The following is a 26181-nucleotide window of genomic DNA, read 5'->3' on the forward strand; positions in this document are numbered from 1 at the left end:
TCAATCCTAGTCTTGCTGGTTCAATATTTGCTGAATAAAAAGTATCATCTACTACAAAATTTTTTAGCGATCGCCCTGAGGAGAAAACTTTTTGGTTTACTGAATCTATGTAATTCACACCCAACAAACAATTTGGCGATCGCACAGACAAATAATTTGCGCGATCGCCTCTTGTTTACTCTAAGCTTGCATTATGCTAGCATAAAGTATAAATCCTGCTAGGAGGTCAACCAATGGCTACCCTTTATGTAAGAAATTTACCCGATGATTTATATGCAAAGCTGCAAGAGTTAGCCGCATCTCAGCATCGTTCAATTAATGCCCAAGTTATCACTCTGTTAGAACAAGTCTTGACAACTCAAGCACAAGAAACAGAAGAACAAAAGCGACAAAATGTCCTAAAACTTCTAGAGGAAAGTCGCAACCGTCGTCGAGTGAACCCCGGTGATTTTGGATTACCCGATAGTAGCGAATTAATTAGAGAAGACCGCGACAGATGACCACTCCTCTTAGATGCGTCGTGGACACCAGTGTGTGCATCAAGCAATTTATTGCCGATCCGCTAACGCCAAAAGTTAATCAACTGTTTGATCACTTTGCCAATCCACAAACAGAAATCTTCATCCCAGACCTATTTTACATTGAGTGTGCTAACACTTTCTGGAAGTATGTGCGTGCAGGGATGTACACTGCTGCTGAAGTTCAAACAGATTTAGTCACTCTCAAAGCTTTTCCGTTGCGTGTCGTCTCCACTGCTGATTTAATGGCTGATGCTGTAAATATTGCCTTAACTCATGGAATTTCGGCTTATGATGCTTCTTATGTTGCGCTTTCACAACAAGTTAGTGTTACTTTACTGACTCTTGATCAAAAGCTTGTTAAGGCTTTAGCTGCCACGTCTTACGATGTTATCTCGTTCAATGATTTTGAGGTTCCGCTCTTGTCCTGAATTAAAACGCCAATCAATTAGAATACACAAAACAATCAAATGAACAATCTTAACCACGATTATCATCGACGCGAAGTCGATTGTTTTTGGTGAGCGTATAAATTGGAATGAAGATTTAGGTGGTGCGGAGCATTTCCACAACTTGTCTTTGGATCAGCTAGAGAAGTTGCTAAAAGAGAAATTTGCTAACCCACAGGAAAAACAAAACTTTTCTCCCACAATTGAGCAATTCTACGAATTTGACAAAAATTGTGTTGCCAAAGGTTATAATCCGATCTTTATTGGATATGCTATTTCCCCTGACCGAGAAGATTACCGAACCAGCATTGAGGGAATTGAAGTAAGGATAGAGACGGAACTAATTGAAGCTCGAATTGATTTTAATCTCAGAGATGAGTTTGAGAAGTTTGCAGAAAGCGCTGATGAAACAGAGATAAATTTTAGTGTGCTGTATGCTTGGTGGGATTAACTAGCAACGCGCTTACTCCTCGATTACTTCAACTAAATCCTCAATCATAACATCAAACAAACGGGCTAATTTCTGGATTGCCGTAAAGTCAACGCTTCCCATCCCAGGCGATCGTGCATAGGCTCTTACCGTACTATACACTAATCCGGAACGGTCAGACACTTCTTTTAACGTCCAGCCCTTTTCATCAGCAAATTCTCTAATTTTTAACCTAACAAGCCCCATTTTGCGCTTGACAAGTGATACTTTATTGTCGTTTAATAATTGTAAGCTATAAAACGATCGCCTTAGGTCGTGGAAAACAAAAAAGGCGATCGCTTAGTTCAAATCCCGTAAACGAAATGGAATTTTCGTCCAAATCCGTTCACAGGTTTCTTTTATGTTATATCACTCAAACCAAAAGCGATAGTCATCGGTGAATCAAAAATAGTTCATAAATCCTCGATTCGCCCACAACAGCTCGCGATTTGTCACAGAAGAGGCGGTGACAATCATGTTTAACATCAACTTTGAAGATATTTATGTAGTGGAATGCTGGCAATATATAAATTAACGCAGTTTGCCTACTCCCGTACTACCTCCACTAAGTCCTCAATCATCACATCAAACGTGCGGGCTAACTTCTGGATTGCTGTGAAGTCAACAGTTTCTAATCCAGGCGATCGCGCATATGTTCTCAGAGTGCTGTAGACCACGCCGGAACGGTCAGATACTTCTTTTATCGTCCAACCCTTCTGTGCAGCAAACTCTCGAACCCGCAGCCTAATCATTCCCATAATTTACTTGACAATTGATTTATATGAGTCTTTAATAATTGTAGTCTATAAAACTAGCGCCCTTTGGCGTAGTCAACACTGCATGCGATCGCTTTGTTCAAATCCCCTAAACGAAATGGAATTTTCCTCCAAATCCGCTTACAGGTTTATTTTATGGTATCATCACTCAAACCAAAAGCGATAAAGGGCGATCACCAGAAAAATTCTTACAATATAGCCTAGTCCTCAACGACTTCAACTAAATCCTCAATCATCACATCAAACGTGCGGGCTAACTTCTGGATTGCAGTAAAGTCAACCATTGACATCCCAGGCGAACGGGCATAGGTTCTCAAAGTACTGTACACCACGCCGGAACGATCTGACACTTCCTTAATTGTCCAGCCTTTCTCAGCAGCAAGTTCTCTAATGCGTAGCCTAATTACTCCCATTCCCTATTGACAATTGACTATGTTTAGTCTTTTAATTATACTATAGTATAAAACGATCGCCTTTTGGCGTAGGAAACTGAAAGGCGATCGCTAAAGAACAAAAACCATATTTCGTCAAACGAGAATCTCTTAAATCAAGAGGTATCTCATTAATCAAGAGGTTTCTCATTAAAACGTGAGGTTTACTTTATGTTATCATCCCTCAAGCCAAAAGCGCTCGTCATCCGTGAATCAAAAATAGTACATAAATCATCCATTCGCCACAACAGCTCGCGATTTGTCACAGAAGAAGCAGTGACAATCATGTTTAACATTAACTTGGAAGATATTTATGTAGTGGAATGCTGGCGATATATAGTTTACGTCCACGCCAAGGGAGTGAGTAAATTTGTCAGCTACGCTGATTTTCCGCCAATTATAGGAGTAGAGCCACCCACCACAGCCGACTTCATCAAATGGCGCAAGCGTTGGAAAAAGCAAAATGAACAAGGAAGAAGAAGCAAAGCGCCTGAGTTGTGGGTGAAATTTTTTCTAAACGAATTTTGGCGATCGCCTTCATCAGCTGTGTTGTACACTTGGGGCAAATTGGTCGCGTTAATTAAATTTGCGTTTCATGAAGAAAGATTGCAGGAACTGCGAGACAGCTATCGTCAACAGAGTAAGTGGTTAGTGGTTAGTCGTTAGTCGTTAGTCGTTAGTCGTTAGTCGTTAGTCGTTAGTGGAAAAACAACTATCAACCAACAACCATCAACCATCAACTAACAACCATCAACCAACAACTATCAACTAGCTTTCTTCAGCTTTGTTCGACGCACGCGCTGCACGCGCTTCGGCTGAAGCCATTACCTCGTCCATATTCTCCAGAATTTCGCCTGGGAAGTTTTCCAAAACTCTGGTAGAAAGAGCAACGCGACCTTTACCTTCATCCAAGTCAATAATTACAGCTTTAACGTGCTGACCGACTTGAAAGACTTTTTCTAGATTGTCAATAAATTTTTGGCTTACCTGCTTAATGTGGAGTAAGGCACTAATACCTGACAAATCAACAAACACACCAAAAGGCTTGATACCAGTAACTTTACCTTCGACCAACTGACCATTAGCCAACATACTGAAGCCGGCAGAACGAGTCGCCAAGCGCTGAGAAAGTATGAGCTTATTATTACTGCGATCAATTTCTAAAAAGCCAGTAGTTAGAGTTTGACCTTTAAGAGCTTCTAAATTATCACGCTCAACCAAGTGCGATCGCGGAATAAATCCCCGCAAACCTAGCAAATCAACGGTGACACCACCTTTATTCACGCCCATTACCCGCACTTCTACCGTCTGGCTGTTTTCCTGCATTTGTTCCAGCCGTTCCCAGATGTGCTTAATTTCCAACTGTTTCCGAGATAGGGTAACTTGACCTTCTGCATCCTGTTCTCGGATAATTATAAATTCTAGTTCTTCTTGTAGCGGCAACACCTCCGACAAATTGGTTACTGCTCTCAAAGAAGCCTCATCGCGGGGGATAAAAGCTGACGATTTGCCGCCAATATCGACATATGCTCCATCATGGTCAAGCTGGAACACTTTACCGTGTACCACCTGTCCCTTTTGAAACTGATAGTCGTGTTTTTCCAGTGCTTTGGCAAAATCGTCCATTGTGAACGACGAGTTGGCTTTTTGAGAAAGTTTCGCTTCGGAATTCATGATCTTTGAAGATAAATTGCTATATAGAGCTGATGCCACTGGAGTTTTATTAACCGCCAAACAACGTCCACTTAACAACTCAGTAGTAGTTATGCGTGCAGTCAGGCGGTTCTTTGGTGAGCGCGAAGCACGCTTGCGATCGCGTTGGTGCGAATTGCGCCTTCGCGTTTGTTTCTACACCGCCAGCTGGCTGTCAAACAGTTGTTTCACCTGCTCCCAAGCATCAGCCGCAGCTTTAGGATTATAGCTGGCGCGATGGTCACAGAAAAATCCGTGGTCAGCTCCATCGTAGCGAAACACACGATGCTCGATTTTATATTTTTCTAACTCTGCCTCTATTTGATCTACCTGCTCTTGAGGAATGCTGGCATCTTCCTTGCCAAAAAAGGCATATAATGTGCCTTTGATATCTGGGGTGAGGGTAAGGGTGGGAGCGCCGCCTCCTGGTGTGCGGCTGGTAATGCCTGCGCCATAGAATGAAGCGGTAGCTTTAATATCTGGTAAAGTAGAGGTGAGATATGCTACATGACCGCCAAAGCAAAAGCCAATACACCCAAAACCATCTTTTTTCACTTTGGGGAGGCTTTTGAGGTAGTCAATCGCCGTTTGAACATCGCTCAGTAACTCTGATGCTTTAGTTTGCATCGCATAGTTTCTGCCAGTTTCAATATCTTCTGGAGTGTAGCCAGTTTCAAAACCTGGGGCGATACGTTGAAAAATTGCTGGGGCGATCGCTACATATCCTTCTTTCGCAATACGTTCTGTAACTTCGCGAATATGGGCGTTGACACCAAAAATTTCTTGCAATACCACAATACCTGGGTAGGAACCTGGTTCTTGTGGTTGTGCCAGGTAAGCCTCTATTTCTAGATTGCCTTGGGAAAGCTTAACCGTTTTGGTATCGATTGCTTGAATCATAATTGTTTTTACTCATACTTTGTAATTATCAGATATAACTATGCCAGGATCTCAACTTCATCTCAACAAGTCGCTTTCTTCTCCTTCTCCTGTCACGCCAACGCTGCGCGAACAAAAAACGCGATCGCGCACTTATTTTGGCGACGCTTGGACGCTTGATTAAAAATTAAAAATGAGAAATAAAGAATAATTTTCTTCCCCAATACCCAGTTTTCCTTCGCTCCCCCTTTTACACCTGTTTTTTGTAAACGCTCAATGAAATTGTGCGCTGCCTCACCAGTCCCAAGTTCAAATCAAACTACCAATTAGGAATTATTGACTGCATAAGAAATTTCCACGCATATCAATTCGATGTATGAATAAAATATTTGACAAGTAGCATATGCAGCTGGTCGCATACCACTACTAGCACATGAAGGAGGTTTGGTGATGATTCAATTCCGTATTCAGCCAGACAGTGAAATTCCCGCATCAACCCAGCTGTTTAATCAAATCCGGTTTGCGATCGCTTCCCGGCAATATCCACCTGGGTACAAATTGCCAAGCACGCGAGCGCTGGCAATGCAGACGGGGTTACATCGCAATACGATCAGCAAAGTTTACCGCCAGTTAGAAGAAGAGGGATTTGTCGAAAGTCTCGCTGGTTCCGGAATTTACGTCCGCGCTCAAGGTCATGAAGGCGGAAGTCGGCTTAAATCGCCAATTCTCAAGCAACATCCCGAAGCATACAAAGTTGTCCAACTAGCAATGGATGAACTGCTTTCCCAAGGCTGTTCGCTCAATCAAGCTCGTGAGATATTCTTGGCAGAAATTGATTGGCGCTTGCGCTGTAGTGCGCGGGTACTGGTGGCGGCTCCATCTCAAGATATTGGTGCTGGCGAGTTAATGATGTATGAATTAGAACAATCCCTCAAAATACCAGTACAGTTGGTAGCGATGGAAGATTTAATTACAGTCTTAGATCAAACATCCTCTGCCACTGTAGTTACAAGTCGGTATTTTATCGCGGAAGTCGAAGCGATCGCCCTAGCGAAAACTGTGCGAGTCATTCCCCTAGATATCTACGACTACGCCAAAGAAATCAATTTGGTGAGAACCCTACCAAAAGATAGCTGTGTGGGCATAGTCAGCCTCAGTTCTGGCATTCTCCGCGCCACAGAAGTGATCATCCACGGCTTTCGGGGAGATGAACTACTCGTGATGACTTCTCAACCAAAAGATGCCTACAAACTTCAAGCGCTCGTTAAACGTGCCGAAGTGATTTTTAGCAGCGATCAAGTCAGTTTTTCCGCAGTCCAAGCCGCAGTCCAAGCCGCTCAAGAGGACATTATTCGTCCACCTAAACTGATTCGCAGCGAAAATTACATTGGTACTAAATCGATTAACTTGCTCAAAAGAGAACTGGGTTTGGGGTAATCTCTGAATGGTTAGTAGTTAGTGGTTAGTGGTTAGTGGTTAGTGGTTAGTGGTTGGTGGTTAGTGGTTAGTGGTTAGTGGTTGGTAGTAGTTAGTCGATATTCTTTAACCACTATCAACTATCAACTATCAACTACCAACCAACAACTATCAAATCACAACTATCAACTATCAACTCACAACTATCAACTAACTAATTCAAAAACTCTCGCACCAACTGTAAATAAGTTGGTGCGTCTTCCAACATCGGGAAATGAGCAGTACGCTTAATCAGGGCATATTCTACTTTATCGTTCAATGCCGCTGCTTGATGCCCCATCTGAGCGGGTATAATCTTGTCATATTCTCCCGCCACCAGCAAGGTAGGAACTGTCACTTTCGCGAATTCATCAGGCATTAACTCAGATGCCGCTTTACTTACAGAAGTAAAAATTGTGCCCAAGGCAGCATCGTAATCTGCTACCAAAAAATCTTGCAAAAAAGCCTGACGTTCCGCCGCTGGTATGGGACGATGTAAAAATCGCGCCATAAACATTCGGTCAACAAATGGTATTTTTCCTAACCATTTGGGACGGAATTTAACTACGTAACCACCGAATTTATGAAAGGCTGCAAACGCTTTTTCATCGTACTCAAAAATGCCGCTACAAGTCAAAATTGCTCGTTCTACTCGTTCGGGGTAGCGATTGAGAAACAAAGTAGCAATTGACGCGCCCATTGAATGAGCATTAATATAAACCTTCTGTAGTTGCAACTTATCTAGCAACACTTTCAAGTCGTCAGCATATTCTTCTAATTCATAAGTTAACTCAGCGATCGCTCGATCTTCTTCTTCTACTGACTGCGACTCAACTGACTCAACCACAGATTCACTTGCTTTGGCTACAATTGGTTGTCCACCGGAACGCCCAAAACCGCGCAAATCATAAAGCAAACAATCAAATTTATCTGATAAAGCATGAGCGGTGCTTTGCCAATACCTAGCCGAACCCGCCCAACCATGAATAAAAATCATCACTGGTTTCACCTGCGAACCAGATAATTTTTTTATCCACTCGTAGTAGTGTTCAACACCCCGAACCCTAATGTAAGCCATCTAAACTAAGTGTCAACTGTACAACTTAAAAGATGAAAGATAAAATTTTATCCTTCATCCTTCATCCTTCTTTTGCTAAGACGCTGCACGAACATCTTTTTTTAAGCTGATTCTGGCTTGGGTAGTGAGGATGGATGCATCAGTAATTCGGCAGTCGATCGCTTCTCTACCATCTCTCGCGTTACTGTACAGCGAGTCACATCTTTACGAGAGGGTAACTCGTACATTACATCCAACATCAGTTCTTCCACAATACCGCGCAGCGCCCTAGCACCGGTTTTGCGGCGATAGGCTTCAGTAGCGATCGCTTTTAAGGCATCTGGTTTAAAGTCTAGCTGGACGTTATCCATCTTCAGCAGTTTTTGGTACTGTTTCACCAAGGCGCTGCGGGGTTGCGTCATAATCGCCATCAGTGCTTCTTCATCCAACGGATCTACTACCGCTACCATTGGTATCCGCCCAATGAATTCGGGAATCATCCCAAACTTCACTAGATCGTCTGGTTCTAGATGGCGCAGAGTATCTGCCACTCGCTTTTCTTTGGATATACCTTCTCCGGGTTGGACAAAGCCCATTGACTTTTTGCCAACTCTCTGATCTACAACTTTTTCCAGACCGACAAAAGCGCCACCACAGATGAATAAAATATTACTTGTATCAATTTGTATACAATCTTGATACGGATGCTTGCGTCCTCCTTGGGGTGGTACGTTGGCGATCGTTCCTTCTAACATCTTCAGCAAAGCTTGCTGTACGCCTTCGCCAGAAACATCCCGTGTAATCGAGGGGTTCTCGCTTTTGCGAGCAATCTTGTCTATTTCGTCGATGTAGATTATTCCTCTTTGGGCTTCTTCCACATCCAAATCGGCTACTTGCAACAGTCGCAGCAAGATATTTTCTACATCTTCTCCTACATACCCGGCTTCCGTCAGCGTTGTGGCATCAGCGACGGCAAAGGGTACATCTAAAATTTTCGCCAAAGTTTGTGCTAACAGGGTTTTACCGCAACCGGTCGGTCCCATCAGCAAAATGTTGGACTTTTGCAACTCTACAGCATCATCTGCCCCAGGTTTGCCACTGCCTTTAGACTGGACGATCGCCAATCGTTTGTAATGATTGTAAACCGCCACTGACAGCACTTTCTTGGCTTCATCTTGACCAATAACGTGTTCGTCGAGATATTTCTTAATCTCTTGTGGCTTGGGTATTTGATTAAATGAGATACTGTTAGAGCGAGCGCGACGTTTTTGAGGTGGTTCTGACCGGGGTGCGGCTGGTGGTGTTGCCGCACCATTCGTGTCGAGTAACTCCTCATCTAGTATTTCATTACACAAGTCAACGCATTCATCGCATATGTAGACTCCAGGTCCGGCGATTAATTTACGCACCTGCTCTTGAGACTTGCCACAAAATGAACATTTTAAATGGGAGTCGTACTTAGTCATACCAGCCATACCAGCCTCTTATTTCACAATGGTGACGTTTTCCCCAGCGGTGGGTAGATTTTGTCTGGAAATAACTTGGTCGATCAAACCGTAGTTTTTCGCTTCTTCTGCCGACATGAAGAAGTCGCGCTCAGTATCAGCCTCGATTCTTTCTAAGGGTTGACCAGTATGCTCAGACAATAACTGATTCAACTTTGACTTAATGTAAAGAATTTCTCTTGCCTGAATTTCTATGTCAATTGCTTGCCCTTGAGCGCCACCGAGCGGTTGGTGAATCATAATCCGAGAATCGGGTAGAGACATCCGCTTACCAGCGGTTCCAGCAGTCAGCAGAAACGCCCCCATGCTCGCAGCTAATCCGAAACAAATAGTTACAACATCCGGGCGAATTTGTTGTATTGTATCATAGATTGCCATTCCTGCGTAGACCGAGCCGCCGGGAGAATTGATGTACAGTTGAATGTCTTTTTCTGAGTCTTCCGCATCCAAAAACAACAACTGGGCAACAATTGAGTTAGCAATAGTATCGTCGATTGGCGTGCCCAAAAAGATAATCCGCTCTCGCAGTAAGCGGGAGAAGATATCGAAAGCTCTTTCTCCCATACCAGATTGCTCTACCACCATCGGGACGATGTTACTAGGGCTGCTTTGAGAGTTAATTTGTCTTAGACCCAAACTGTTGATTGGGTCATTTCCCGACTGCGATATAAGCATAAAAGAACGTTTGAGAATAATTAGGACAAAGATAAAGCAGCTTTTGCTGCCTAACACGAGCGAATTTGATTTGTATTTTAGCTATGTGTTAACCATTATGCCTTATATAAATAGCTCTCGTGTTACACACTATCAAGCTTGGGCGGTAATCTGGGTAGAGGAGAGGGGGGGAGGGGGAGAGGGGGGACAAGGAGAGGGGGAGAGGGGGAGAGGGGGGGACAAGGAGAGGGGGGGATGGGGAGAGTATTATTCAAAAATTCTCCTTTTCTCCTTGTCCCCTTGTCCCCTTGTCTCCTTGTCCCCTTGTCCCCTTGTCCCCTTGTCTCCTTGTCTCCCTGCCCCCTGCCCCCTGCCCCCCTATCTCTCTACTCTGGAGTAGATTCGCCGTTTTGTTCCTCTACCTCTGGTGCTGCTTCTAATTCCGGTGATGTTTCTTCAGTAGGAGTCAAAGAACCTTCAGGTACAAGTTCAGCTGCTTCTAATTCCGGTGCTTCTTCAGTAGGAGTCAGAGAACCTTCAGGTACAAGTTCGACTGATGAGTGTTCTATCAGCCAATCGACGATTTTTTCGGTTGAGAGTTCATTTTCGACTACTGCGCGGAGTCTTTCGGGGTCAACATCTTGATCTGCGTACTCTTGCATCAGTTCTGTAACTCTTGCCTCGATTTCTTCGGGTGTGGCTTCGATGGACTCGCGTTTACCGATTTCTATAAGTGCAAGCGATCGCTTTAAGCGTTCAATTGCTTCCGGACGCGATCGCTCTCGCAACTGAGGAATAATATCTTGGGTAAACAGCTTCTTAACATCCAACCCCTGTTGAGAAAGTCGCATCGCTGTTTGCGTCAGCATTTGATCGACTTCTTGCTCAATCATCGTTTCTGGTAAGTCTACTTCTACGTGCTTGAGTAATTCTGCTAACAAAGCTTCCTGTTTATTTGCTTTAGTTTTGCTAGCAGCCTCTTTTTCATACCGTTCTTCTAAAGAAGCACGCAATTCGGCTAATGTATCAAAATCGCTCATTTCTTGAGCCAAATCATCATTTAATTCCGGTAGCTCTTTTTCTTTAATTTCTTTGAGCGTTACCGTGAATTTGGCGGCTTTTCCGGCTAATTCTTCATTCGCATACGGATCGGGAAACTGAGCGGAAATTTCTTTGGTTTCCCCAGGATTCATTCCTACCATCCCCGTCACAAATCCGGGAATAAACTTATCTTCCTGCAACTCTACTTGAAAATCTTCTGCTTCTCCACCTGGAATTGGCTCGGGTTCTGCGGTTTCGTCTTCTCCTTTGAAATACACACCTTTAAAATCCACCACAGCCACATCACCGATTTGCGCTGCACGTCCTTCTACAGGAATTAATGTTCCCATTTCCTGACGTTGGCTCTCTAGGACTGTATCCACTTTCTCTGGATCGGATTTTACTTCCTCAGCTTTAACTTCAAAGTCAGTATACTTAACCAGATTTACTTCCGGTTCTACATCTACACCAGCAGAAAATATCAAAGCTTTGCCCGGTTCATAATTATTAATCAATTCCTCAAACGACGATCGCAAGCGCGGTTGTCCGATCGCCTGGATGTTTTCTTGTTTTACCGCTTTCTCGATGCCATCTTGAATTATTTCTTCCAGTGCTGCTGCCTTAACTCTAGCTGTACCGATGCGCTGTAGCAATATGGGGCGAGGCACCTTGCCTTTGCGAAACCCAGGAATATTAGCATCTTTAGTGAAGTTCTTAATCACCTTTTCGTAAGTTTGCTTAGTCATTTCTGGCGTAATCTCGATTTCCAGCCCTATTTGGCTAGCGGGAAGTTTTTCCTGGGTGACTTTCATGCTTCGTCTGTGTTGTCTGCTATTTTTACTCGGAGTGGACTAGAGACGCATACGAGTAGAGCGTCTAAATTGAAAAATGGATGCCCTTCAGCAGAGATCCAGTTTACTGCTAATGTCAAAGCACTTGACACTAATTGCGTAATAACTTTACGTGGGGCATGGGTCATGGGGCATTGGGCATGGGGCATTGGGCATGGGGCATTGGGCATTGGGCTTCTCCCCTTTCCCCTTGTCTCCTTGTCTCCCCATTCCCCATTGCCCATTGCCCATTCCCCATTCCCCATTCCCCAAATCGAAATTAGTTTTTCGTGGGGCTTACACCGTGATATCCTGGTTTTCAACCAGCAGTTCGTCTTTGTGCTTTTAGCCTCAAGCGCCAGTTGCCTTGAGGTATAGCTCAAAAACGTCCATTTGCATCATAGTATAACCATCATCCTGCGAACCTAGTTTACACAGAATGGAAGATTAAGGCGATCGCCATTTGGCTTCTACGGCAACAAAAGTGCAGATATCAAACTTGTTTTAGCGCTAAATATGAAAGTTTGTTATATAATATTTATTTTAAATTGGTAGAAATTTAAAATAGTAATTGTTGGAAATTGCAACATTACTTAAAATGACCAAGAAAATAAATAATGTATTAAATTAAAAGATACCTAAGTGAACTATTCGGATTTATTTTATATCTGCTATTGATAATTACATATGGATCAATCGGGGATTTGACCAGCAAAAAATTGCAAATAACAACTTATTAAGTAAGGAGGAAGCAAATTTGTCTAAATCCTATAGTGTAGCTATTTTAGGAGCGACTGGTGCAGTTGGCAAAGAATTACTGCAATTGTTAGAAAGTCGTAATTTTCCAGTTGATAATTTAAAGTTATTAGCGTCCGCTCGTAGTGCAGGGCAGACTCTACCGTTTAAAGGAGAAAATTTGCCAGTAGAGGCAGTAAGCAACGATGCCTTTGATAATGTAGATATTGTGCTGGCTAGCGCCGGAGGTTCGATATCCAAAGTTTGGGCAACAATAGCTGTCGCAGCGGGTGCGGTGGTAATTGATAATTCCAGTGCTTTCCGGATGAATCCAGAAGTCCCTTTAGTAGTTCCAGAGGTAAATCCCCAAGCCGCAGCTAACCATACTGGCATTATTGCTAACCCCAACTGTACGACAATTTTAATGGCGTTAGCAGTCTATCCATTGCATCAAGTTAAGCCTGTACAGCGCATTGTCGCTGCAACTTATCAATCTGCAAGTGGTGCTGGTGCCAAAGCAATGGCAGAAGTAACAACCCAAACAAGCGCCATTTTACAAGGACAAAAACCAGTTGCGGAAGTATTTCCTTACCCGTTAGCGTTTAATTTATTTCCGCATAACTCCCCATTGAATGATTTGGGATACTGCGAGGAAGAAATGAAAATGGTTAACGAAACCAGAAAAATATTTGGAAATCAAGATATAAGAATTACCGCAACTTGTGTACGGGTTCCCGTACTTCGCGCTCACTCGGAAGCAATTAATCTAGAATTTGCCACACCTTTTGCTGTGGAATCAGCAAGAGAAATTTTAAGTAATTCCCCTGGTATCAAATTGGTAGAAAATTGGGAAACAAATCATTTTCCGATGCCAATTGAAGCTAGCGGGCAAGATGACGTTTTAGTTGGGAGAATTCGTCAGGATATATCTCATCCGTGCGGATTAGAACTGTGGCTGTGTGGCGACCAAATTCGTAAAGGTGCCGCGTTAAATGCAGTGCAAATTGCGGAGTTGTTGGTGGAAAAAAAGATACTAAAACCGATGGCAAGTTACGTTTCTAGTTAAGAAAAAAAGTAAATTTATATCGCGAAAATTACTAACGTAAGATACAGAAAAAGAAATGAAAATGTGCAAATCACGCTATTATAGCAATTTGCAGATCGGTTATGACAAGAGAAAGCCACCAAGATACAAAAAAATAGCATCCATTTAATTAGGAGTGAAAAAAGGGTGGTAGATTTTGGTAGAGTTTTAACCGCGATGATTACGCCGTTTAAAGCAGACGGCAGTGTTAATTACGATGTAGCCGCCGAATTGGCAGCACATCTAGCGAAAAACGGTACAGATACACTGGTGGTATGCGGGACAACTGGGGAATCACCTTCTTTAAGTTGGGAAGAGGAATATCAGTTGTTTGTTGTGGTGTCCGAAGCGGTGGCAGGAAAAGCAAAAGTAATGGCAGGATGTGGTTCTAATTCTACGAAAGAAGCGATCGCTGCTACTCAAAAAGCCGCTAAAATAGGAATAGATGGATCTTTACAAGTTGTACCTTATTACAACAAACCGCCGCAAGCCGGCTTAAAAGCGCACTTTCAGGCGATCGCCCAAGCCTGTCCCGACCTCCCAATGTTGTTATACAATGTCCCAGGTCGTACTGGTCAAAACCTCAGTGCAGAAACAGTAGCAGGTTTAGCCGAGGTAAACAACATTGTCGGGATTAAAGAAGCTAGTGGTAATATAGACCAGGCAAGTGAAATTCGCCGCTTGACACCGAAAGAATTTCAGATTTACTCTGGAGATGATTCACTAACTTTGCCTTTGTTAGCGATCGGGGCAAAGGGAGTAGTCAGCGTGGCGAGTCATCTGGTAGGAACCCAACTACAGCAGATGATCCAAGCCTTTTCAGCGGGAAAAACTCAAGTTGCTACTGAGATTCATTTGCAATTATTTCCGTTGTTTAAAGCTTTATTTAAAACTACAAATCCCATTCCACTTAAGAAAGCTTTGCAACTTCAAGGTTGGGAGGTAGGTTCAACTCGTCTACCGCTGTGTGAAGCCGACGCAGAAGTAACTCAAAAATTAAAGTCGGTTCTTCAGGAACTTAATTTAATTCAAGCACAAACTTGATGAGAAACAAGCAAATTTTGGCGCTCCGCAGTTACTGAGAAAAAGACGTAATTCTAACCAGGTTGTACAGATGAAGCCTGTGTTAAGACTAACGATATAGTATGAAATTTCAGTGTGTAAAGTCAATTTTATTTATTGAACAACAGTTCCATCTGAATTTAAAATTCACGCTTTTTCAAAGTGACATAAAACACAAATACTGTTGCCTGTAATAGAAGACAGCTTACTTACAACTTATTAACCGCAAACAACAATCCAGGAGAAAATGGTTAAAAACGAAGCTAACTCCGCCCTAAAAATCATTCCATTGGGCGGCTTACATGAAATTGGTAAAAATACCTGCGTTTTCGAGTATGATGACGAAATTATCCTGTTAGATGCAGGTTTGGCTTTCCCAACAGAGGCAATGCATGGAGTAAATATTGTTCTGCCGGATACAACTTATCTGCGGGAAAATCGCCACAAAATTAAAGGGATGATCGTTACCCACGGTCATGAAGACCATATTGGGGGTATCGCTTTTCACCTAAAGCAATTTGACATTCCGGTGATTTATGGTCCGAGACTAGCACTGGCAATGCTAGAAGGGAAATTAGAAGAAGCCGGTGTACGCGATCGCACTGAATTAAGAACAGTCAGACCCCGTGATGTGGTGCGATTTGGCAAATCATTTGTAGTCGAGTATATCCGTAATACTCATTCCATCGCCGATAGTTTCACTGTGGCAATTAACACCCCTGTAGGTGTAATTATTCACACAGGCGACTTTAAATTTGACCACACCCCAGTCGATGGTGAGCATTTTGACTTGCAACGGTTAGCCGAACACGGCGAAAAAGGCGTACTTTGCCTGATGAGTGACTCCACCAACTCAGAAGTACCCGGATTTACCCCTTCAGAACGTTCAGTTTATCCCAACCTAGAACGCATCTTCATGCAAACACCTGGGCGACTGTTCGTGACTACCTTCGCTTCCAGCGTGCATCGCATCAACATGACTTTACAGCTAGCGCAGAAGTATAACCGAGTTGTGGCGGTTGTCGGGCGTTCAATGCTGAATTTGATAGCCCATGCGCGTAATCTTGGTTACATTAAGTGCGAAGATAATCTTTTACAGCCGTTACACGCGGTTCGGAATTTACCAGAAGATAAAGTGCTGATTTTGACTACGGGTTCTCAGGGCGAACCGATGTCAGCAATGACACGGATTGCCAACAAAGAACATCCTCATATCAGAATCAGGCAAGGCGATACAGTAGTATTCTCAGCTAACCCGATTCCCGGAAATACGATCGCTGTCGTCAACACCATCGATAAGTTGATGATGCAGGGCGCAAATGTAATTTACGGTAGAGAAAAAGGAATACACGTATCCGGTCACGGCTGTCAAGAAGACCAAAAGCTAATGATGGCGTTGACTCGACCCAAGTTCTTTTTACCGATTCACGGCGAACATCGAATGCTGGTGAAGCACTCCCAGACGGCTCAAAGTGTGGGCATTCCGGCAGAGAATATGGTGATTATACAGAATGGCGATGTAATAGAATTAACGGAAAATTCTATTAAAGTTGCTGGAAAAGTGCCGTCTGGTATAGAGTTGGTAGATACTTCTAGTTCTGGGATGGTTAGCTCCAAAGTATTGCAAGAACGGCAACGCATGGCTTCCGAAGGCATTATTACCATCGCTGCGGCAATCGATTGGAGTGGCAAGCTGATGGCAAAACCAGAAATTCACCTGCGCGGGGTGGTGACAAGTATAGAGCGATCGCTGCTGCAAAAATGGGTACAACAGCGGATTGAAGAAATTCTCAGCGTGCGTTGGTCTGAATTTAGCAATCCTGGCTTTGAAAGCGAGCAATCAGAGATGGACTGGGGTGGATTGCAAGGCGTTTTAGAGCGGGAATTGCAACGATCCATCAGAAAAGAGTTGCAATGTCAACCATCTGTAACTTTGTTGATGCAAACTCCTGATGAACCTCCGGTGAAAGTTGCTACCGACGGCAGAAGGCGCCGGACTCGCACTGCTGCTCAAGTGGCATCGTAGGGAATTTAAGAGAAAAGCTCACGCAAAGACGCAAAGAGGCAAAGAAAGTTATTCTTGGCGACTTTGCACGCCAGTCGCCTCAACGGGGGGGAACCCCCGCACGGCGCTGGCTTGTCTTGGTGTGAGATAAAGTAAGCGAGTTAACCCTTGGAAGGAGGCGTTTAATTGCTAAAAGTACTTGATGTATTTGCAGGCGCTGGAGGATTCAGTCTGGGGTTTAAGCTAGCAGGAAATAGCATTATTGGAGCAATAGAAGAAGACGAGTGGGCTGCGGAAACATTTGCATATAATCACAAAGATGCAAAAGTACTTGTTGGAGACATACAAAAGTTTTCAGATGAATATTTGATAAATGCATTTAAGGATAATTTACCTGATGTTGTTTTAGGTGGACCACCTTGCCAAGGATACTCAAACTGTAGAAAAAATGCAGGCGACCCAAAAGACCCTAGAAATTCTTTGTTTCAAGATTTTTTAAGAGTTGGCAAATTATTCAAACCAGAGTTATTAATCATGGAGAATGTGCCTGGACTGATAAGTGCCAAGACAATCTCAGGAGAGCCTGTTATTGAAATTATAAAAACAGAACTAGAAACAATTGGATATTATGTATACACCGATATACTAGAAGCTGTTAGATACGGAATACCACAAATAAGGCGCAGGCTGTTTGTTATTGCCTCTCGTCTCAAGTTGAAAATACCTTTTCCAGAAGCTACTCACTATTTTTCAAATAATAAACAGTTACAAATTTTTGACTCGACACTAAAGTTATGTCCTACATTATGGGAGGCTATTTCCGATTTGCCTGATATCAATGCTAGAGAAGGTAACGAGGAAGTTGAATATGATAAAGAACCTAGCAATGAGTATCAGTATCAAATGCGAATCAGTTCTCGAAAAGTGTACAATCACGTAGCTATGAAACATTCTCAACGAACTATAGAACGTTTTAAATTAATGTCTTGGGGAGACTCGCTTGCCGACGTTCCTGAATATTTAAAACCATATAAAAGAAATAGCAATAAGATTATATCTGAAAAAGTATACGCTCAAAATAGTAGAAGATTATATCCGCACAAACCATGTCATACTATTCCGGCTTCATTTTATGCAAATTTTGTACATCCATATAAAAATAGAAACTTTACTGCCAGAGAAGGTGCAAGAATTCAATCATTTCCAGATTGGTTTGTCTTTAAAGGCAAACCAACTGTTGTCAGTCACAAGCTACTTATAAAAGAAGGTAGAACAGCAGAAAAACATCTCTGTCAATATAATCAAATTGGTAACGCCGTACCGCCACTATTAGGAAAAGCGATCGCTGAGAATATTAGTAGAAATTATAAAAATACTTATGCTAGTACATGGAGCGAATCTCAGAGCTAAAGAAAATCATAAAACCAAGTACAAAGATGTTGACAGTAAGCGGTATTTAGCTGAAATTCGCTCCTTATACGATGATTGGCACAAGCAAAATACAAATTTAATCGGTCCCGGTGTAACGCCATCTGAGAGTGATATAGAAACTGTTAGACAGCGTGTAGCTCTTTTTGAAGAATATAAAAATTTTATCGACAAACAGCACTATGCTGAAAAATTTGACTCTAGATCGAATTTACATTCCAGTGCTTTAGAAGAGTTTTTATATTATTTATTTAAGGATATAGTTAGTGATTTTGGAGAGCGTGCGTTAATAGGAAAATCTCATACATTCAAGGATATTTTCTTCGCAGCTCCCAGTTATGCAAAAATGTTAGAGACACCTTATGCAAGAATTGAAAAAAAGGATCATGATTTTGTTATAGGAGTCACGGTTTTAGCCTCTTTGCAGACGAGTAAATCTGGTTTATCAAGAATACAAGATGATTTAGATTCGCAGAAACAGACCGAAGTCGTAAATGATCCAGTAGAAAAAGCTTCGGAGATTCTCAAAGAATTAGACCAAAACCAAGATAAGACAATAGAGAGCATTTTAGTACCTGCTGAAAGCTTATCGGCGTTTAGTGAAACTTTAAATGCAGGTGATTCAGAAGAGCATTTCTTTGATATTCCTGTCGTGGCGATAGAATGCAAAACTTATCTTGATAAGACAATGTTAGAAGGTTCATCTAGAGCTGCTGAAGAAGTCAAGGCTTGAAACCCAAACGGATTATATATTGTGGTGATGGAGTGGCTCAAGCTTTCGGATGCAGTCAATTTACGAAAGTACAAGGTAGATCAAATTTATGTCTTACGAAAACAAAAAAATACTGACAGAGAATATAGATACCTTGATAAGTATATTAAAAATCCAATTGATCCTAATGTAGTGTGGCATTTGTTTTCTACTGTGCGGACACATTTAACCACAGATTGGGCAGGTGGGGTAGAGCAAGGACTTCAACGTGGTTGGCTAATTTAATAGCCTCGTTATTTGCAATAAATTTCTAAACCAACAGATAAACCAAAACTAAAGTACATACAGTTAACGGTGCCCCAAAGCGCAAATGCTCCCAAAAAGTCAGCTTGTAACCTAACTCGTTTGCAGCTTCTGCGACTATTAAGTTAGCAACGGAACCAAATAAAGTTAGATTACCAGCTAAAGTTGATCCGGCTGCTAGTAACAGCCAGGAATGTGTATCATGTTTAGGAATTAATGGTTGCAGTAAAAGTACCGCTGGAACATTAGAAATTAAATTAGACAAGATAGCTGTCACCCCCAATAAACTAGCAGCAGAGTTAATTGCATGAGTGAATGGCTGCAATAAATTTAACTTTTGCGTCACTCTTGTCAAGATAAAGAGTCCAGAAAACATTACCAACAGATTCCAATCCACTTTTTTGAGGATGCGCTGTGGCTTGACTCGGCGAGTGATTAGCAATAAACTAGCAGCAACTAAGGCAGATTCTGTTAGAGGTAAGCCGGCAACAAAAGCAATGAGTAAGCCGGTGGTGATGATTAAAGTTTTTTGATATAGCGGTTTGAAAATACGTGTTTTTGTGGTATTCAAATTATCGCACGCTTGAAGCGATACCTGCGGCACACTCCGTGAACGCACTTCTGGATAAAGCAACCACAGCAATTCTATCTGAATTATCAAGCCAATCACGGCAACTGGAATTAATGCCCGTAAAAACTCTAAATAGCCAATACCGGAAAACGAGCCAATCAATATATTTTGTGGATTTCCGCTCAAAGTTGCCACCGAGCCAATATTAGTTGCTCCCGCAACAGCTAGTAAATAAGGAATCGGATTTAAACCCAAAGCTTGAGTCAAGCTTAATGTTAATGGTGTAAAAATCAGCGCTATCGTGTCATTGAGAAAAATCGCGGAGAGGATACCACTGCCAAAAGTTAAGGCTATTAATATACCTAGAGGACTGCGGGTAAAACTCAACAACACCGACAGTGCCTGGGGAAAAAATCCTGCATAGGCTAAATTAGCGTTGACTACCATCATGCTCAAAAGAAACACGATGGTTTTCGCATCAATTGCTTCCCACGCTTCGTGTAAAGTCACCACACCCAAAGCAATTAGAAAGGCAGATCCAACTAAAGCGATCGTCGCACGGTTCATCCGTAACCCAGGTAGGCTACCCAACGCTAACCCTAAGTAAGTCAACCCTAATACGCTATAAATTCCATATTTAAGGACAATCACTTTTTTACCGAAGACTGGGAACAACAAATTGGGAATTGGGGACTAGGGGATGGGGACAAGGCAGACAAGGGGACAAGGGGACAAGGCAGACAAGGCAGACAAGGCAGACAAGGGGACAAGGGGAAAGAATTATTACCAATGACGCCAGGTGCACGGCTGCCGGGAAACCCTTGCGGCAGTCGCTCATGGGGGAAACCCCCAAGACCGCGCTGCCTTACCAACGCACTGGCTCCCCAATGCCCAATGCCCACGTTCCCACGTTCCCAATTCCCAATTCCCAATTCCCAATTCGCAAATTCCAGTAAAAATACTGGCACAAACGACTTGCATTAAATTTTGTAAATGTTACAATAAAACCTGTCTAAAGGCAGATGTCTTTATTAAAATTTAAACTGTGTCAAGTTATCAACAAGATAGGACTAGTACAGTTCCTATTTTTGGAAAAGTGCGGTTAACTTGACGTAGTAACAAATAGATTCTGATTCAAGTAGCTACCTAAACATCAGAGTGTGTCTAAGTCAAAACACGATTTTCGTTTGAAAGTAATTTACACCTTGTAGAGAGTCATCGGACAGTTCTGTGACCCTCACAAACACAGAGGAGCGAACCATGAAGGTATTTCATAGTACCACGCCAAAGATTTTTTTAGCAAGCTGGGTATCGTTAAATCCCGCAAATGCATCTGACACTAACGTAACCGCGCTGTACAGTCGTTCCTCAGAGCCTGACCGTGACATTCTTCAACCACTGCGGCTGTGGATAGACAATATTAAAGTAAGCGATCGCACTTTTGCTCACCGCTTGTGCAAATTAATTCCGGCTCAATGTCCCTTTGAGCGCAATGTGAAATTATTCGGTAAAACCTTATTTCATATTCCACCGATGTGTAAGCTCAACCCCTTATATGAAGAAGTGGTTGGATTACGCTTCCGAGCGCTGTGCTATCTAGCCGATGATTGCGGCGAGGATATATCACAGTACTGTTAATAATGAAAGGCGCGGTAGAGACGTTCCGGGGGCGGTAGAGACGTTCCGGTGGAACGTCTCTACTATTTTTTTCGCCATTTTTGAATCGCTGTTTGAGCTTCTTCGTAAGGAGCTGTTACCTCTGGAACTAAAGTAGCGGTTTCAATTGCGGCTTTGAATTCGCCTCTAGCGGCACGCTTTTTGGCGAGAGATAAAATTATTTGACTCCATTTATTCATCGATTTTTGCGCTTCATCGAAGCCGGGTTGACCGGGTGATACTTTCTTCGCTACTTCGATCGCCCGATTGTAGGTAGATGCTTGTCCGGGTTGAATTAAGCCGTTAGCTGCGTCTAAAACGGTGCTATTACTAACATACTGCTTTGCTTCTAACCGCCACTGAGTAATTGCAGCTTGAGCTTTGGGATAATTTGGCTCGCTTTTGGTGATTAATGCAGCAGCGGCGATCGCACTGCTATATTGTTTTTGCTTGGCTCGACCCTCCGCTAAATCTAAAATCATCTGACTCCAAATCTTAATATTCTCCTGAGCTTGATCGTAAAGCGGTTCGCCAGCTTTGATTTTCCGAGCAGTAAGAATCGCCATTCTTAAGTCGCTAGCTTGAGTTTGTCTGAGCGACTTTTTCGCCAAATCTAATACAGCTTGGTTTCGCTGTTGCGACTTGGAAATGAAAGCTGTTTGCGAGTTTGGTTGATTTTTTGGTGTAACTGGTGCGGTTGTTTCGGAAATAGAGCGGACAGTTGGTGTTTTGACCACATTTATGTCACTCTTGGCAGTATTAGATGCTTTTGGCAATATTTCCGCAAATCTAAATCCTGTCTTATTGCGGACACAAATTAGCACGATTGAAGTTAGTACCATTGTGGTGCCGACACCCCACAATACAAGCTGTTTCCACAATCGAGCATATCTCCTTCTTTTTTGGGGAAAGTTCGTTGTGTGAGAAGCAGATAATTGAGAGACGTAGGGTTCAGGTGAAGGGATGAATCTTCTACCTGTAGTTGTCTGTTTTGAATCCTGGGTAGAAATATCCTCTGACGTTGCTTGACCTCCTCCAAAGCTGCGTGATATAGAACTTATAGTTGGGGCTTCTCCCCAGGTTAGTGGCTCAAGTGGAACTTGTTGTAATTGAGCCGAATCTCTGAAAGAATTTTCTTGGAGCGAGGGAGCTGAAACTGCAACAGCAAAGATTTCTTCTGTAGGAAAAATTGAGGCTTCGTCACTGTCGCTTGTCTGAGCTTGGTAAGGTAAGATTTGTTGCGGTTTTGATGGAATAATCACAACAGGATTTTGTGTCGGACGCCAGTAGTGTTGAGAAAATTCTGGCGTGCGGAGGCTCAAATAATTTTTTAACTCTGTTAAGCTGCTACCATGACCGGAATGCAAAGCTGCTAACAACGCTTCGGTAAAGATTCCGTGACCGAGTTCGTTACTTTCGTAAGAGAATTGTTCGCTTTGACAAGAAAGAATTGTGGCAATTTGTAGTTCTTGCGCTAGGTCTAAAGTTTCTTTCCCAACAAGAGTATTTCCTTGAGCGCCAAAAGTGCGGTTGATATCGAATACTAGGACAACATTCAAGTTCGCAAATTGCAAACTTTGCATCAGCGATCGCACTTGTATCCCAGTATGAAGCACCTCAGCCGGATTTCCTTCTTGTGGCATTAAATAATCGTTGCCGTTGTAATTAACTCCGTAACCGCTAAAGAACAACCATACATAATCTTGCGGTTGCCAAAAATTGGCTACCAAATCCTCAAGCAAAACGAGAATATTTTCTTTGCTGGGATAGGTCGATCTATTGCCAATAGGTGGCGAAGTATCTGTCATCAACAGACACTGTTGCGACGAAAAACCCGCTTGTGTAACGAAAAAATCTAAGACTGCCTCAGCATCTGCTTGAGCGCAACCTAAAGGCTGAAAGAATTGATATTGATTGATGCCTATAGCGATCGCCCAATGATTTGCCATCGCGCTTTTTCTACTTATTGTTTACTTGCATAAAATTGCGGTTGGCTTTGCTGAAAAAACAAGGCTAACCTATGTCATATACTTCAGGTGATTCTGAATGAGTCTTCCGAGCAAGTGTAATTTTTCTTACATGAATTTCATTAAAAATACTTTCGCTGATTTCAAATTACAAATCATCAGTAAGGAGCATAAAGTTATGAGCAGAAGTGTTGCTCACCAACTATCATCCATCATTCCCTTTCCAGTTATTAGCCAAATTGCCAAACAAATCCGGATAGTTCCTTTAATTGTTTTGCTTGGTACTGCAATTCCGGTTTGGGTTGTGTGTGAAGCGATCGCGCCGCAGAGTGTGCAAGCTTATACCGCCAGAGTTGACTTAGCGATTGATGCCTTACCAGAGGAAAACTACGAAACCATCATCATAAGGGCGGAAGCGGCAGCTAGGGCAGCGGCTCAACGCAGCTTTGACCAAGATATTTTAGTTACAGACGTTTCCGTAGTTGTATCCGCGCAAAATTATGGGGCGATCGCTCCAGTTTTGACATTAGAAGTTAGTCGTCCGCAATGGCGAAATCGCCCCGATCCGCAAGTTTGGGCAACTTACTTTAAAACTGCGCGATCGCTTTTATTTTTTGGACGAGATTCCACAACCACAAATTCTCCTCCAGCAGTTCCTCCTAGCGCCACACCAGCCCCACAACCACCTGCAACCCCCGATTTGAACAAAACCCCACAACCTACCAATATTCCCTTAGTTCCACCTCCTCTAGCGAACCCGGAACCGAAGCGTTGACATGGAGGAGTGGGGGAGTGGGGGAGTGGGGGAGTGGGGGAGTGGGGGAGTGGAGACAAGGGGACAAGGGAGACAAGGGAGACAAGGAGAATTTTTGAATAATACTCCCCAAGTTGTCCCCCTCCCCCCCTCCCCCCCTCTCCCCATTCCCCATTACCTAGCTTTCGGTACAAATATCAAGTAAGTACCTCCCAATCCTTCAACAATTGTGCGGGTATTTGCCGTCATCATTTTCTGGTAGGTTTCCCCTTCGCTTCCTGGTTCACCCAAACTATCGGTAAAAAGTTCCCTTTGGGAAACTTTGACTCTCGCTTGTCTTGCTACAGACTCTATTAAGTTGGGGTTAATTGTCGTTTCGGCAAAAATTGTCGGCACTCTCGCTTGCTTGATATTATTCACTAAGCTTTTGACTCGTGCATCTGTTGGTTTTCCTTCGGTGCTGATGCCTGACAAAGTGCCTTTTAATGAAAGACCGTAAGCAGAAGCATAATAACCCATTGCATTATGGATGGTAACTAATTCGCGTTGATTGGCAGGAATAGTTGTAATTGTTGACTTAACCCAACTATCGAGCTGAGTTAGCTCACTTTTGATTTGTCGCGAATTACTGCTATAAAGCGCTGCATTTTCTGGTGAGACTTTTTCTAGGTTGCGGCTGATGACGTCCACCATTGCGATCGCATTTTTGACATTATGCCAAACATGAGGATCGTTTACCTTTTTACCTTGCTGAAACTGTTGCGGTTTGGGAACCGCAACTTGACCGACTGCAATTTTCGGTGTACGGTTTTTACTAGCTTTAATCAATCTAATCAAACTCGGTTCCAGATTGTAACCGTTGTATAAAATAAGCACTGCCGTCTGCATCGCTTCCCGGTCTTCCTGCTTAGGTTGATAAACGTGCGGATCTGCTCCTGGGGGAATCAAGCAGGTAAGATTAACTGAGTTTCCCGCTACTTGTCTAGTAAAATCACACAGTATGCTTGTAGTCGCTACTACTTGAGGCAAATTATTATTTCTACTATCGGTTTGCGTGAAAGCGGTGTTTGTATTTTGATTACACCCAACCAATCCAATCGCTAGAACAAGAAAAGCTATTCGCAAGGAATTAGTTGATGGTATTGGTTTTGACATCACTAACTCCTATCTGCGCTACAATAACGATAATCTTTATCATGAACGTGAAGTGAAATCCCAGCGTTTTTAAAACTTGGTTGTCAAATACTGAAGCGTTAACGCACTCATACAAGTTGATTTGACAAACCAAGTCGGGCATCTGTTGGAAATTGTAGCAGCGACAGGACTTACCCAAGCAAAATAAATAAATAGGGGTACAGCGCGACGTTGTACCCCTACTACTCATAACTTATAACTTTTTAAATGCCTGCAAATGGTAGCTTACCTTGCAGTAGCTGAGAATTAGCTTTAACGCAAGTAGGGCAATTACAACCAAGTTGATCTGTGATAGGATTAGATTCTTGAGTTAATGGTCTTACCGATTGGGAAATTGGTTGTGTAGAGACCAAAGTAACTTGAGCTTTAGCAGGTGCATTCACAATCGACGCTGCGGCAGGTAAGGCAAGCATGAATGCTGAAGCCACAACTACAGGAAAGGCAAGCAAAATAAGTTTTGCTATCTTCATAAATTTATAGATTACAGAGGGGGTTGCAGATACAGCATACCCCAATAAATTGTTTAGCATCAACTCAGAAGAGTGAACGTTAAGAATTTGGCTTATTGAGGCTGAGGTAGACTACCTTGTAGCATTATTTGACTAGCAGCGGCTTGACAGCTAGAACAGGCGCAACCAAACATTTGAATGGCAACCTCTTTGATTTCACTAGATTGGATGGTTGGGAATTCGGTGTCTTTTTTAGCCGCAGGTGCATTCACTGTTTGTTCAATAGATGGCTGCAACTTGGGAGTAGCTAAATCTTGAGGAGTTGCTTTTTTCGCAAAAGCTGGATTAACTGTTAGTAGGATTGCGCTAAAAAAGCTAGAAGAGCAAAGCAAAGTTAGTGCAAGTTTATTCATAACCGACATCAATCAATAGAACTGATTTTAAGCTGAGTATAAGTGATAGCGTTGATAATTACCATTAAATTTCTCAGCTATAGTCCGTAGGG

32 protein-coding genes are annotated in these 26181 nt (G+C 42.7%); 16 read left to right on the forward strand and 16 right to left on the reverse strand.

Features of this window, described 5'->3' with window-relative positions; all coding sequences use genetic code 11:
* From AABK37_RS11470 to AABK37_RS11485, 4 genes are all read left to right on the forward strand, one after another.
* Positions 1-222 (forward strand): hypothetical protein (locus AABK37_RS11470; protein WP_432551698.1); only part of this gene is annotated, 222 nt, incomplete at its 5' end.
* Between the two features lie 11 nt (positions 223-233).
* A complete protein-coding gene (locus tag AABK37_RS11475; protein WP_432551699.1) occupies positions 234-500 on the forward strand; it encodes a FitA-like ribbon-helix-helix domain-containing protein in 267 nt (88 codons plus the stop codon).
* Positions 497-949 carry a type II toxin-antitoxin system VapC family toxin gene (locus tag AABK37_RS11480; protein ID WP_432551700.1) on the forward strand — a complete coding sequence of 151 codons (453 nt, stop codon included), beginning with the start codon at positions 497-499 and terminating at the stop codon, positions 947-949. The genes AABK37_RS11475 and AABK37_RS11480 overlap by 4 nt, the downstream gene beginning before the upstream one ends.
* 142 nt (positions 950-1091) lie before the next feature.
* Complete coding sequence (locus AABK37_RS11485) at positions 1092-1418, forward strand: hypothetical protein (RefSeq protein ID WP_432551701.1); 327 nt, start codon at positions 1092-1094, stop codon at positions 1416-1418.
* Positions 1419-1430: 12 nt separating this feature from the next.
* Here AABK37_RS11485 and AABK37_RS11490 read toward each other — a convergent pair whose 3' ends face one another.
* From AABK37_RS11490 to AABK37_RS11500, 3 genes are all read right to left on the reverse strand, one after another.
* Entirely contained in the window at positions 1431-1643 is a 213-nt protein-coding gene (locus AABK37_RS11490; protein WP_039754232.1) for a helix-turn-helix domain-containing protein, read from the reverse strand.
* A 338-nt stretch (positions 1644-1981) separates the two neighbouring features.
* The gene (locus AABK37_RS11495) at positions 1982-2194 is read right to left on the reverse strand and encodes a helix-turn-helix domain-containing protein (RefSeq protein ID WP_039753625.1); all 213 of its coding nucleotides are present in this window, start codon (positions 2192-2194) and stop codon (positions 1982-1984) included.
* A 218-nt stretch (positions 2195-2412) separates the two neighbouring features.
* On the reverse strand, positions 2413-2625 hold the full coding sequence (locus AABK37_RS11500; RefSeq protein WP_039753623.1) for a helix-turn-helix domain-containing protein: 213 nt from the start codon (positions 2623-2625) through the stop codon (positions 2413-2415).
* A gap of 189 nt (positions 2626-2814) precedes the next feature.
* Between AABK37_RS11500 and AABK37_RS11505 the strand changes: the two genes are divergently transcribed.
* Positions 2815-3309 carry a hypothetical protein gene (locus AABK37_RS11505; protein ID WP_432551702.1) on the forward strand — a complete coding sequence of 165 codons (495 nt, stop codon included), beginning with the start codon at positions 2815-2817 and terminating at the stop codon, positions 3307-3309.
* A 102-nt stretch (positions 3310-3411) separates the two neighbouring features.
* Here the strand turns inward: AABK37_RS11505 and AABK37_RS11510 are convergent, their stop codons facing one another.
* On the reverse strand, positions 3412-4317 hold the full coding sequence (locus AABK37_RS11510; protein ID WP_432551703.1) for a S1 RNA-binding domain-containing protein: 906 nt from the start codon (positions 4315-4317) through the stop codon (positions 3412-3414).
* A gap of 174 nt (positions 4318-4491) precedes the next feature.
* Positions 4492-5235, reverse strand: coding sequence for a dienelactone hydrolase family protein (locus AABK37_RS11515; protein WP_432551704.1), 744 nt, complete (start codon positions 5233-5235; stop codon positions 4492-4494).
* 40 nt (positions 5236-5275) lie between these two features.
* Here AABK37_RS11515 and AABK37_RS11520 point away from each other — a divergent pair, with 40 nt between their 5' ends.
* Complete coding sequence (locus tag AABK37_RS11520; protein WP_432551705.1) at positions 5276-5398, forward strand: hypothetical protein; 123 nt, start codon at positions 5276-5278, stop codon at positions 5396-5398.
* Positions 5399-5664: 266 nt separating this feature from the next.
* Positions 5665-6651, forward strand: coding sequence for a GntR family transcriptional regulator (locus AABK37_RS11525; protein WP_432551706.1), 987 nt, complete (start codon positions 5665-5667; stop codon positions 6649-6651).
* A 193-nt stretch (positions 6652-6844) separates the two neighbouring features.
* Here the strand turns inward: AABK37_RS11525 and AABK37_RS11530 are convergent, their stop codons facing one another.
* The 6 genes from AABK37_RS11530 to AABK37_RS11555 form a co-directional block, all read right to left on the reverse strand.
* Positions 6845-7747, reverse strand: a complete 903-nt coding sequence (locus tag AABK37_RS11530; protein WP_432551707.1) for an alpha/beta fold hydrolase — start codon at positions 7745-7747, stop codon at positions 6845-6847.
* A 101-nt stretch (positions 7748-7848) separates the two neighbouring features.
* A complete protein-coding gene (gene clpX / locus AABK37_RS11535; RefSeq protein WP_432551708.1) occupies positions 7849-9192 on the reverse strand; it encodes an ATP-dependent protease ATP-binding subunit ClpX in 1344 nt (447 codons plus the stop codon).
* A gap of 18 nt (positions 9193-9210) precedes the next feature.
* Positions 9211-9906, reverse strand: a complete 696-nt coding sequence (clpP, locus tag AABK37_RS11540; RefSeq protein ID WP_039753616.1) for an ATP-dependent Clp endopeptidase proteolytic subunit ClpP — start codon at positions 9904-9906, stop codon at positions 9211-9213.
* Between the two features lie 122 nt (positions 9907-10028).
* Positions 10029-10160 carry a hypothetical protein gene (locus AABK37_RS11545; RefSeq protein WP_432551709.1) on the reverse strand — a complete coding sequence of 44 codons (132 nt, stop codon included), beginning with the start codon at positions 10158-10160 and terminating at the stop codon, positions 10029-10031.
* A gap of 111 nt (positions 10161-10271) precedes the next feature.
* On the reverse strand, positions 10272-11738 hold the full coding sequence (gene tig, locus AABK37_RS11550) for a trigger factor (RefSeq protein ID WP_432551710.1): 1467 nt from the start codon (positions 11736-11738) through the stop codon (positions 10272-10274).
* A complete protein-coding gene (locus tag AABK37_RS11555) occupies positions 11735-12001 on the reverse strand; it encodes a hypothetical protein (protein WP_432551711.1) in 267 nt (88 codons plus the stop codon). Before AABK37_RS11555 ends, tig begins: the two co-directional genes overlap by 4 nt.
* 512 nt (positions 12002-12513) lie before the next feature.
* Between AABK37_RS11555 and AABK37_RS11560 the strand changes: the two genes are divergently transcribed.
* The 5 genes from AABK37_RS11560 (at position 12514) to AABK37_RS11580 (ending at position 18803) form a co-directional block, all read left to right on the forward strand.
* On the forward strand, positions 12514-13557 hold the full coding sequence (locus tag AABK37_RS11560) for an aspartate-semialdehyde dehydrogenase (protein ID WP_432551712.1): 1044 nt from the start codon (positions 12514-12516) through the stop codon (positions 13555-13557).
* 165 nt (positions 13558-13722) lie between these two features.
* Entirely contained in the window at positions 13723-14619 is an 897-nt protein-coding gene (gene dapA / locus AABK37_RS11565; protein ID WP_432551713.1) for a 4-hydroxy-tetrahydrodipicolinate synthase, read from the forward strand.
* Positions 14620-14884: 265 nt separating this feature from the next.
* Positions 14885-16663: a ribonuclease J gene (locus tag AABK37_RS11570; protein WP_432551714.1), complete on the forward strand. Its 1779-nt coding sequence runs from the start codon at positions 14885-14887 to the stop codon at positions 16661-16663.
* Positions 16664-16828: 165 nt separating this feature from the next.
* Positions 16829-18052 carry a DNA cytosine methyltransferase gene (locus tag AABK37_RS11575; RefSeq protein ID WP_432551715.1) on the forward strand — a complete coding sequence of 408 codons (1224 nt, stop codon included), beginning with the start codon at positions 16829-16831 and terminating at the stop codon, positions 18050-18052.
* Positions 18021-18803, forward strand: a complete 783-nt coding sequence (locus tag AABK37_RS11580; RefSeq protein ID WP_432551716.1) for a Bpu10I family restriction endonuclease — start codon at positions 18021-18023, stop codon at positions 18801-18803. Before AABK37_RS11575 ends, AABK37_RS11580 begins: the two co-directional genes overlap by 32 nt.
* A gap of 289 nt (positions 18804-19092) precedes the next feature.
* Here the strand turns inward: AABK37_RS11580 and AABK37_RS11585 are convergent, their stop codons facing one another.
* Entirely contained in the window at positions 19093-20307 is a 1215-nt protein-coding gene (locus tag AABK37_RS11585; protein ID WP_432551717.1) for an anion transporter, read from the reverse strand.
* 35 nt (positions 20308-20342) lie between these two features.
* Here AABK37_RS11585 and AABK37_RS11590 point away from each other — a divergent pair, with 35 nt between their 5' ends.
* Positions 20343-20612, forward strand: a complete 270-nt coding sequence (locus AABK37_RS11590) for a hypothetical protein (protein WP_432551718.1) — start codon at positions 20343-20345, stop codon at positions 20610-20612.
* Between the two features lie 304 nt (positions 20613-20916).
* Positions 20917-21294, forward strand: coding sequence for a Mo-dependent nitrogenase C-terminal domain-containing protein (locus AABK37_RS11595; protein ID WP_432551719.1), 378 nt, complete (start codon positions 20917-20919; stop codon positions 21292-21294).
* A 62-nt stretch (positions 21295-21356) separates the two neighbouring features.
* Here the strand turns inward: AABK37_RS11595 and AABK37_RS11600 are convergent, their stop codons facing one another.
* On the reverse strand, positions 21357-23261 hold the full coding sequence (locus tag AABK37_RS11600; protein ID WP_432551720.1) for a caspase family protein: 1905 nt from the start codon (positions 23259-23261) through the stop codon (positions 21357-21359).
* 196 nt (positions 23262-23457) lie between these two features.
* Between AABK37_RS11600 and AABK37_RS11605 the strand changes: the two genes are divergently transcribed.
* Entirely contained in the window at positions 23458-24054 is a 597-nt protein-coding gene (locus tag AABK37_RS11605) for a hypothetical protein (RefSeq protein WP_432551721.1), read from the forward strand.
* Between the two features lies 1 nt (position 24055).
* Positions 24056-24238, forward strand: coding sequence for a hypothetical protein (locus AABK37_RS11610; protein WP_432551722.1), 183 nt, complete (start codon positions 24056-24058; stop codon positions 24236-24238).
* Here the strand turns inward: AABK37_RS11610 and AABK37_RS11615 are convergent.
* The 3 genes from AABK37_RS11615 to AABK37_RS11625 all read right to left on the reverse strand — a co-directional run bounded on the left by AABK37_RS11615 (position 24208) and on the right by AABK37_RS11625 (position 26089).
* Positions 24208-25188, reverse strand: coding sequence for a metal ABC transporter solute-binding protein, Zn/Mn family (locus tag AABK37_RS11615; RefSeq protein ID WP_432551723.1), 981 nt, complete (start codon positions 25186-25188; stop codon positions 24208-24210). The two genes, AABK37_RS11610 and AABK37_RS11615, sit on opposite strands and share 31 nt — an antisense overlap.
* A 242-nt stretch (positions 25189-25430) precedes the next feature.
* Positions 25431-25757 carry a hypothetical protein gene (locus AABK37_RS11620; protein ID WP_432551724.1) on the reverse strand — a complete coding sequence of 109 codons (327 nt, stop codon included), beginning with the start codon at positions 25755-25757 and terminating at the stop codon, positions 25431-25433.
* Between the two features lie 32 nt (positions 25758-25789).
* Positions 25790-26089: a hypothetical protein gene (locus AABK37_RS11625; RefSeq protein WP_432551725.1), complete on the reverse strand. Its 300-nt coding sequence runs from the start codon at positions 26087-26089 to the stop codon at positions 25790-25792.
* Positions 26090-26181: the final 92 nt, after the last annotated feature.

Source organism: Tolypothrix sp. VBCCA 56010, assembly GCF_050875635.1.
Classification (GTDB): Bacteria; Cyanobacteriota; Cyanobacteriia; order Cyanobacteriales; family Nostocaceae; genus Hassallia.